We start from the raw sequence: 7,547 nt of genomic DNA on the forward strand, positions 1-7,547 counted from the left end.
GATTCGATTATGCCAATATGGTGCCTTAGATGAACTAAATAAGTTATTATTGACAAACAGGGATGTTCATTTTTTCAGTGAAGAAAAAACGAACCTGCAACATTCACCATAAAATCCCAGATGTTGTTCTATTGGAACTTCTTTTGTGGCTCCTGCTTATCAACGTTGGGAGACGTTGCTGGCACCTGTAGCAGGGATTTTCTGGACTTTGGGCGCTTGCGTAGAAAATGGTCTTATCCTCTCCGGCATGGCGATTTCTGAGCCGCCCCGGGCAAACGCAGCGAAGGCGCGGTTTGGTTATTTGTTACTAGTTATTAGTTATTTATAGGTCTTAACTAATAACTAATAACCAATAACTAATTTCTGCCGGTGAATTTTGGGTGTCTTGTTCACACAAAAAGGAACACCTCTGCGGTGGGAAAGGCTTTCTTAATTTTTTACAAGTCCTAATGAATGGAATGAATTTTTGAAAAACCAAGAGTTTTGTCCGAGAACACCGTGATCGAATTCAAAGCCGCCGCTTAAAATCCACAAAAGAGGATTTGGAATGCGCAAAGATGCCGATATTGGCAAAATAACAGTTTGCAGTGCCTCTTGGCACTCCATATCAAATCCCCTCAATTACTGATCAGGTATAATTGATTCACGGAATCGTCCACCTCGTAGCTGTTTTCTGATTTCATATCAATTTCAACAGCTGGCGACCCGGAACTATCTGCCAGGGTCAACGAACCGACATGCCGGGTACTACTGAGATCCCAGCTTAACCTGACTGGCCCTTCTCCCTCTTCCGGGGCCATCGCAAGCTCCCATACCACTTCATCGCGGGTAACCGGGCGCATATCGCCCCGCAGGTTATACCCTTCAATTCGAAAGAAAGCGTAAAACGAGCCTCCGGGTGGAGCGGGAGGCGCTTCGATATCAGCTGAAGGGTCGAAGCCACTGGTCGACTCTTCCTGCATTCCAAAAAACAGGGTACTGCTGTTCTTCCCGTCCGATATTGTCAGCTCTTCCGTAAAAGCGGCCACGGGAGCTTCCGGGCGTTGAAAATTAGCCACCAGGTCGGTCTCTTCTGTAATGGTAAAGATAAGCGGATTTTCGGTAGACGCCGTATCCCCCGACCAGCCGGCAAACTCCCACCCCTCATTTGGAACAGCCTGAACCTCGATGGTGACCATATCACGATAGTAGGCGGTATCTGTACTTACCGTCCCAGTTCCCGGAGGATTTACCGATGCCGTAAACCGGTGCTCCTCAAGCGGACACTGGGTCATGATAAATGCAAGAATGCTATAAATGACTAATACTCGCATGGTTGTTTAGCCGACTCCAAAATTCAGTTATTTAACCAGTGTTATTTTCTGGACCTCCTGGTACGAACCGGCCCGTATCTGCACAAAATAGAGTCCGCTGGAGAGATCAGATGCATTGAACGGGATCTGGTAGTTTCCCGCGGATTGCTCTTTGTCCACCAGCGTCGCCACTTTTTGTCCCAGCAGGTCGTACACCTCCAGCGTCACCTTGAGCGCCTCGGGAATGGCGTACCGGATTGTTGTTGACGGGTTGAATGGATTGGGATAGTTTGGTTTCAGCTCTACCTGCTCAGGCACCGCCTGCTGATTATCGGATAATGGGAAAAGAGCAATATAATCTACGGGGTCGTTGATGTAGCGAACATCACCCGCAGCCAGCGTTCTTGTTTCCGTTTGCTGTCCCTTCCTGAACAGCTTTAACTCATAAGTACCCGCATGCTGACTATGGTTCAGCTCAACAGATACCGGATATTTCCCGGCCTTCAATTCTATAAGTACGCTATCCTTTTCCGCAAGGCGGTAGTCGCCGTCAAACCGTACATCCAGCACAGGCTGCGGGGGAGCCGGGGGCAGTGAAAAATTGCGCTTGCTCCAGTCGCCGCTGAGCGAGCCTCCCATATAAAGATGTTGCGTTACCTCTCCGCTGCCGAAAGTAAGGCGGTCAAAACGGTCGGTTACTTCGGAGACCGCTACCGTTTCCCGATCGACTTTTTCCCTCTCTTTTGTCTTGCGGCCAGCCCCCACTACGATGGTTCCCGGTTCAGCGGCACGGACATAATAGCCCCGGCCCGGAACCAGCTTCTCGACCGCCTGGTAGGCCCCGGCATAGCCCTGGTAAGTGCCGTCAATGATAATATTTCCCGGATCCTGAACCATCGCCAGATCCAGTACCGAGTCCACCGGGGCCCCAATCAAGTTCCAGCCGGTTTTCAGAGGAACCGAAATTTGCTCAACGGGCGGTCCCTTCATCATCACCTCGGTTGGCTCATCGATACGCAGCCAGTATCCCGCCCCGACGGCTACCACCGAATCAGGACGATAGCTGCCGTCATAGGCATACAATGTTTGAGGATCGACGCCCGGGAACAGCGTTTCGACAGCGCTGTCTGCCACCGCAATCGGTCGACTTACCAGATGCCAGCCGGGCTCATATATATGGCTCCACTCATTGATGTATGACTTACTGGCCGCCTCTGACCAGGGACTTTCGTTCCCAAGCGTATCGGTTGCCGTTATGCTGTAATAATAGGTAGTACCTCCCGTCACCGTCTCATCCAAAAACGTGGTAGCGGAAAGGGAATCCTCCAGCAACTGTGATTTTTCGAACTCTCCCGCCGTTGTATTCCGGTACAGCGCATAGGAATGGAGATCTCCTTTTTCAACCGGAGACCACTCAACCCGGAGCCCCGTTTCTTCCCATTCGATGTCGGTAATCTCTGGTGCACGCGGGGGAATGTTGTCAACATAGACCCTCTGAATGCTCGACAAGTTACTTTCATTACCGACCGTATCCACCGAGGTGACCGCGTAATACAGATAGCTCTCCCGCTCACCCGGCCGATCCGTAAAGAGCGTATCTGTAATTTCATCGGCCAGTAAAAAGTCGACCGTCTGCTCAATACTCTCAGTATCACTCCTGTATACCCGGTATTCAGCCAGATCGTCGCTGACAGCCTCGTCCCACTGCAGTACAACACCGGTATCGGTTACCGTCGTTTTGAGGTTCTGCGTAACCGGTGGAGCCTCCTGGTCAAACTGGATATCCACTACTTCGGCCGGAGTGCTTGCATTTCCCGCCGTATCCACGGCTGTTACCGTATAGTAATGCGTGCCGGCAGAGCCCGCAACAGAGTAGGAAGCCGTCGTATCCTGCGTACTGGTCAGATGCTCTGCATCGTTCAAGCCGGAATCAGGTTCAGGCAACTTGAAAACTTCATAGTGATGATGGTCTTCGGTATTCACGGGTTGCCAGGTCAAAAGTATTCCATCTCCGGTAATTTCTCCCTCCAGACCGAGGGGCGCTTCCGGCGGATTTTTATCATATTCGACAGCCAGCAATTCTGAAGCCTCACTCTCATTCCCGGTGGTATCCAGACTCGTCACTTTATAGTAAAACCTTCCCTGGACTGCGCCCAGGGTATCACTAAAGTGAGCGGATTTCAGTCCCCCGGCGAGCAAAGTTTGCTGATTCAGTAAAAATTCAGCATCCCGGCCCCGATACAGTTGGTAGCTCGCAAAATCTGCCGCCTCAACGGCTTCCCAATCGATCCGGACCCCCAGGTCAAACTTTTCGGCTGTTACGCTCCCGGGAGCCGAAGGCGGAGTGTTGTCAAAGTAGACCGAGATTTCGTCAGAAGATTCGCTCTGGTTCCCCGCCGTATCATAAGCCGCCACCCGGTAATAGTAGAACTGTTCCCCCTCGACCTCGAGATCATGAAACGAGGAGGTTGTCAATGTATCGGTAAGCAGGGATTGTTCATTGACGGAAAACCCGCTTTCGGTGGAGCGATATAATTTGTAGCCCTGCAGGTCGGGGGCTTCACTGGGTGACCAGCTCGTAATGAGGGTATCCGCCGACTGGTATCCAAAGAGATTTCCAGGCGCTGCCGGAGGCGAATCTGTAACGGTCACGGAAAAAGACCGTTGGGTTGTGCCCCCCTGGTCATCTTCCGCCCAAACTCCCACTGTTGTTGTGCCCGGCGACTGCGCTTCAATTGTGAGCGTACTGCCACTGACTTCCACCGCGGCAACAGAGGGAATTTCCGCCATGGCGCTGAACGTCAAGGGCCCTCCTTCAGGATCCAAAAAATAGTTCTCCAGGTTCAGGGTAATCGCCTGATCCGTGACATCCATCTCCTGGTCTTCAACAGGTTGTACCACTTCCGGCGGATTGTTTGAAGTCGCCCGGAGCGGCAACGACGAATGTTCGTTTTCCAGAGTCCATGTCGGGGTTACGCCATTGACCGGGGTTGCCGGTAACCCGTCAATCCTGAATTCAATAACTTCCCCCTCTTCAAGACCTTCATCCACCCGGGTTTCAGGATTGTCCCGGTACACCTTCATTCCATATCCGCCGGGATACTCCACCGTATCCGAACCCGCTATGGTTCCACTCTGGTCGTAGGCATTGATCACCGTCCCTGGCTGTACCGGCTCTCCATCCAGTGTCGTATTGACCTCACTATAGAAACTGATCCATTGATCCGACGGAATGACCCCCGACTCGACCGTTGCAGAAAATGGAACCAGATAAGGAATGTCCGTAATATCGTAATCGAGGTCGTAAGGAGCAGATTTCTCCAGGCGGTTAAGTTGTGTTGGCATCCAGTTCAGGGCATTTGAGTATACCAGCAAAACGCCCCGAATATCACCCTGTATGTCCCGGGAATTAAACGAAGCTTGCACCTCCAGTTGATTGTCGACGCCAATCCGCGATTCTTCCGGGTTAAATGTGAAGGCCGGGTTAAGCGCACCCGGAAGAACCGTAATGGAGTCGATGCGGAGCTCTTCCAGCCCGGTATTCTCTATCGTCAAATTCTGATCAATCGTGGTTCCCGCCCTGACGGTCCCTAAATCAAGAACCGGCTGGCTGACGGAAACTGTCGGACCTGTAATGCTGATATCCAGCAGTATACGCTCTTCCTGTTCGGCCCACACCAGTTTCTCAGGCTCTTCCGGAACCGCCTCCACTCCATTGACCTTGAGTGTCAACGGGTCGCCCGGCTCCGCGCCCTCATCGACTTCGGTACCGGGATCATCTCCGTAGACTCTCATCGGCCCGAACCGCCCCCTCTCTTCCGTTACAATTATTCCACACAGCACTCCATCCGGATCAAACACCTGGACGACCGTACCTCGTGGTGCCGGCTCCTCATTGATCAAGAACAGGTCGTTACTCGAATAGGTGATCCAGCGATCGGAGGGCTCAACTGGATTGTCCGGAAATATTTCCTGGGCTCTCAAGGGTATGGCAATCATAAACAGGCAGCAGAGGATGAACGATATCACCCCTCCGGCCAGCTTTTGCACATTCCTGAAGTAGTTCATCTATCCCCGAACCAGTTAGTAAAAACATATTAATCTAAGCCAAAATAATATTATAAATTTCGGTAAAAATCGAATCTTATAATATAACTTGATGCCTGCACACAGTATATCATATTCCGCTTGAACAGGCTGAATGAAATCTTTTCAACCTCTTTTATAACTGATAAAATGCGTAATGATTTCCAACTACAACCATGATCGGGATCCCGTACTCCTGAAACCCAGTCCCGGTACCATAACTGCACTGCAAAATGCTGGTAGAGGCTGTCCAAAAAGTCCAATAAGGGGGAACGCCACTTAAATAATCAAGGCGTGGTCAATCTCCCTAAATCTCTCTTCTCCAAGAGGGACTTTATGGTCGCTCATTCCATATATGAAGAGCTGTTTTTTCATCATTGAGTTCCTCCTTGGAGAAGGAGGACAGGAGGATTGATCTTCCATTTCTTCCACAAACCTAAATTATTAATGAATGCAACTATCTGTCGAGACTTTTTGGACAGCCTCACGTTACATCGATGCATTCTATATGGTAATCCCTCAGAGAATATTATTTTCCTCAACAGAGGTGTCCCTCGTCTTGATACAAAAGGGACTCAACAATCAAGGCGGTGAATGGGGCAAACGCTGCCGCCTGTGCAGGCGTGGATGTTGATGGTCCGTCACGCCGGTTGCTCGCTATCAAGGTTCTCACCGGTGCAACATCCACACCCGCCTGCTTCGGCTTCCGGGCCCCATTCAAGGCCGGGAAAGACCAAGTTGTATATTTTGTAGCTCGCTCCCTCGTCAGACAGAACTTCTTCAGGTATCGGAACAATTGCTTAACACGTTCATACGATCTCCCCTTCGAAATTCATCATTTCTAATTCTTCATTTTTCATTCCTCACTGGTCATCCCCCTGCGCCCCCTTCGAACTTCAGTTCTCGCTCTTCAATCATCACAGCCACAAGGGGGAAAGCCCATACTCCCATCCAATTCTTTTTAAATTAATTGCGTCTCCCCTCCTTCACTCCACTACAGTGAACAGCGTCTGTACATCCACCGGCGTTTCCGCAATGACGGCAAACTGTACTCCCTCCTCATATTCAAAATTCTGATGGCCACTCTCAACCTGGGCAAGTATCTGGTTTACGAGGTCATAACTAAAGTTCGGCTGCCCATCTTTTTTGACCACCGCAGGCAGATCTTCGACCGATATTGTCTCCAGGTCAAAGGGCGGATTGGCTCGCAGAGACCATATTGCGATCTGGAACTCCCGCCAAGTTACCTCCGGGTATTGCTCCTTCAACTCATCCCTGATGTTCAGGAAATAATTGATCGGCTTCCACTTTTCTACGCGGTATGTTGAATACAGTTTGATGCCCTCGTACGTGCCGTTGTCCGACTCGATCGGCGTTTGCCAGTCGAGGCACCACCCCTCGTGGTTGCCATCAGCTATGATGTTATTGCTTCCGACTCCCTTGAACATAATTTCATAAAGAGAACTGCCGGTTTTATTTACCGTAATGGTGGTGTTTTCCGTCCCGTTGATAAACGTGACTTCCTCTACCGGTTCCAACGTCTTTTCCAGGTCGGCCTCGTGACTTGAATTAAGATTGCAGGAGATACCTGTCAGGCATAACACCGCTACAGACAGAAAGTACGTGAGAATTGACGATTTTTTCATTTTACCCCTCTAGGTAGATTTATTTGTAGATGACACTCTGTGTGACAGCCGTAGTTATTTTAACTTTATATATAAGTGACTGTTTTTATTATATAAAAGGATAAATAATTAAGCAATATTTAGTGATGTAAAAAACCCTGACCCTATCCTGAAATGCAATAAAGGGCGCTTTAAAATATTAGGATAACATAATCCAACCTGAGTTCGACATAATTGTCTCAACCGGATGCCTGTTTGCCTTGAAATGGCAAGGAAACAGTCCCTCATTGAGGAGGGTAGGCCAATCGCGTGGATCTGGTGATTGGGTCGGATGGTACAAGTCTAAAATCAGAGAATAACACCCCTCCCGCCTTCGGGGGGGGCTTCCCTCAAGGGGAGATTAAAGGCCTGCCCCAAGAAGTTAAGAAACAATGTTAAAGCTGGAAGCTGTTGAACTTGCTACATTTTGGTGGACACCCAGTTAAGCCATAGATTGTTGCCGAAATTTATGACAAACACTAGTTATGGCAAACCAAAAAAGACG

General features: G+C 49.8%; 4 protein-coding genes. All 4 read right to left on the minus strand.

Annotation, left to right across the window (positions count from 1 at the left end; translation table 11 throughout):
• Positions 1–429 precede the first annotated feature (429 nt).
• The 4 genes from ACG2F4_RS18930 to ACG2F4_RS18945 all read right to left on the minus strand — a co-directional run bounded on the left by ACG2F4_RS18930 (position 430) and on the right by ACG2F4_RS18945 (position 7,024).
• Positions 430–606: a hypothetical protein gene (locus tag ACG2F4_RS18930; protein ID WP_395262514.1), complete on the minus strand. Its 177-nt coding sequence runs from the start codon at positions 604–606 to the stop codon at positions 430–432.
• An 11-nt stretch (positions 607–617) separates the two neighbouring features.
• Positions 618–1,313 carry a hypothetical protein gene (locus ACG2F4_RS18935; RefSeq protein WP_395262515.1) on the minus strand — a complete coding sequence of 232 codons (696 nt, stop codon included), beginning with the start codon at positions 1,311–1,313 and terminating at the stop codon, positions 618–620.
• Positions 1,314–1,340: 27 nt separating this feature from the next.
• Positions 1,341–5,360, minus strand: a complete 4,020-nt coding sequence (locus tag ACG2F4_RS18940) for a T9SS type A sorting domain-containing protein (RefSeq protein ID WP_395262516.1) — start codon at positions 5,358–5,360, stop codon at positions 1,341–1,343.
• Positions 5,361–6,364: 1,004 nt separating this feature from the next.
• Entirely contained in the window at positions 6,365–7,024 is a 660-nt protein-coding gene (locus ACG2F4_RS18945; RefSeq protein WP_395262517.1) for a hypothetical protein, read from the minus strand.
• Positions 7,025–7,547: the final 523 nt, after the last annotated feature.

The organism is Halalkalibaculum sp. DA3122 (assembly GCF_043951865.1).
In the GTDB taxonomy this organism is placed as follows: Bacteria; Bacteroidota; Rhodothermia; order Balneolales; family Balneolaceae; genus JAMQKA01.